Origin of the sequence: Streptomyces flavofungini (assembly GCF_041028215.1) — a bacterium.
GTDB lineage: Bacteria > Actinomycetota > Actinomycetes > Streptomycetales > Streptomycetaceae > Streptomyces > Streptomyces flavofungini_B.
On the sequence record NZ_JASKYR010001139.1, the window covers coordinates 1 to 2098 of the forward strand.

The 2098-nt window shown below is 76.1% G+C and carries 3 protein-coding genes; all 3 read right to left on the reverse strand.

Features of this window, described 5'->3' with window-relative positions; all coding sequences use genetic code 11:
- Positions 1–377: Rieske (2Fe-2S) protein (locus tag AB8Z36_RS39155; RefSeq protein ID WP_369218124.1), on the reverse strand; the 377-nt coding region annotated here is incomplete at its 3' end.
- Entirely contained in the window at positions 374–1363 is a 990-nt protein-coding gene (locus AB8Z36_RS39160; protein ID WP_369218125.1) for a phytoene/squalene synthase family protein, read from the reverse strand. The genes AB8Z36_RS39160 and AB8Z36_RS39155, both read right to left, overlap by 4 nt.
- Positions 1360–2098 (reverse strand): phytoene desaturase family protein (gene crtI / locus AB8Z36_RS39165; protein ID WP_369218126.1); only part of this gene is annotated, 739 nt, incomplete at its 5' end. The genes crtI and AB8Z36_RS39160, both read right to left, overlap by 4 nt.

Here is a 2098-nt window from a genome sequence, read left to right on the forward strand (position 1 = left end):
GCCCTGGCCCGCCCGTCCAGGGCGAGCCCGTGCCAGCGGCAGAGCAGCGTGCCGCAGTGCACGGGTCCTTCCCGCAGCGGAGCGCCGAGGTGCGGGCAACTGCCGGGCCCGGCGCGCAGCACGCCTCCGGCGTCGCGCCAGGCGACCACCTCGGTCCCGGCGACGGTACGGCCGAGCGGGCGGTCGGGGCCCAGTTCCCGGCTGCCGCCGATCACGTACCAGTTCCCCGACGGGCGGGCCAGCGCCCGCTTCAGGGCCCCGGCGATCACGCCGGGCCTGGCCTCGCGCCAGGTGGGCCGCTGGCGCTCCCAGGGCACGGGGCGTCGGCGCAGGCGCAGCGGCAGGCGTCCGGTCACGGGGGAGCGGCGGTGTGTCATGCGGTTTCCCTCCGGAGGCTCGGGGCCGGGGCGATCCGCCCGCCGCCCCCGGTGCGGTGGCGCAGGCGCGCGGAGGCCAGCCGGACAAGACCGTCACCGGCCACGGCCGCCCTGCGGTGACCGGGGACGACGGCCCGGTGGTGCAGCACGGCGTACCCGCCGTCGGCGATGGCGTCCAGGATGCCCCCGTACAGCACGAAGGCGGTGCGGATGCAGGGGCGGGAGAGCGGGTCGAGCATGGCGAGGCCGGGGGCGGCCTCGCGGTAGACGCCCCGGGTCAGTGCGGCGGCGGCCTTGAGCGCCCGGGTGATGCGGCGGTCGTGGCGGTCGGTGTCCCTGCTCCAGCGCAGGAGGGCACGGTCCACGCCGTGGGCGGCGAGCAGGTCGCCGGGGAGGTAGACGCGGCCCCGGTCGAGGTCCTCGCCGACGTCCCGCAGGAAGTTGGTCAGCTGGAAGGCGACGCCCAGCGCGGCGGCGTGCGGGGCGGCCTCGTCGCGGGGGACGACGGTGCCGAGTACGGGCAGCATCTGAAGGCCGATGACGGCGGCGGAACCGTGCATGTAGCGGTACAGGGCGTCGTAGTCGGCGTACTCGGTGACCTCCAGGTCCTGCCGCATCGACGCCATGAAGTCGGTGAAGTGCTCGGCCGGGATGGCGTAGCGGGCGGCGGTGTCCGCGAGGGCGGTGACGACGGGTTCCGCGCCGCCGCCCGTGCGCAGCCCGGCCCCGAGGTCGTCCCTGAGGCGGTCGAGGGCGGTGGCCCGCTCGGCCGGTGTGGCGAGCGAGTCGAGGTCGTCGACGATGTCGTCCGCCCAGCGGGCGAAGCCGTACAGGGCGTGCACGGCCGGTCTGCGGGCTACGGGAAGGAGCCGGGTGGCGAGGAAGTAGGTGGTGCCGTGGCGTGCGTTGAGGCGCCGGCAGTGGTGGTAGGCGGCGCGCAGGGCGGGGTCGGTGATGCCTGCCGCGTCGAGTTCTCTGACGGTCATGGGCGCGGCCTCCTTGCGGTACGGACCGGTCCGCCGCCCGTGACGCGGGCGGCGGCCAGCTTGCCGGAGATCAGGACGGTGGGCACGCCGACGCCCGGCGTGGTGCCGCAGCCCGCGAGGACGGCGTTGACCGTGCCGCGCACGAGGTTGCGCGGCCGGAAGGGACCGGTCTGGGCGAAGGTGTGGGCGGCGGAGAACGGCGTACCGGCCGCGTGCCCCTGTGCCGTCCAGTCGACCGGCGTCACCAGGCACTCCTCCTCGATGGCCGCGGCGAGCCCGTCGAGTCCGCGCCCTTCGAGTTCGAGCAGGAGGCGGTCGCGGTAGCGCGGGGCGAGGCTGTGCCAGTCGGCGGTGCCGGGGCCGATGTCGGTGTTGGGGCAGGGCGCGAGGACGTAGTGCAGATGGCGTCCGGGCGGCGCGAGGGCCGGATCGGTCGCCGTGGGGCGGGTGATGAGCAGCGAGGGGTCCGACATCAGGCGGCCGGTGCCGGTCAGCTCGCGGAAGGTCTCCTTCCAGGCGGCTCCGAAGGAGATCGTGTGGTGGGCGAGGTCCGGCCAGGTGCGGTCGGTGCCCGCGTGCAGGACGACGGCGGAGGGGGAGTGCCGCAGCGGCAGCGGGCGGCGGGGCCGGTGCCCGAGCAGCCGGTAGGCGACCGGCAGGTCGGGGGTGAGGACCACGGTGTCGCAGGGGATGCGCCCCTGGTCGGTGATGACCGCCGTGACGCGGTCCCCGGAG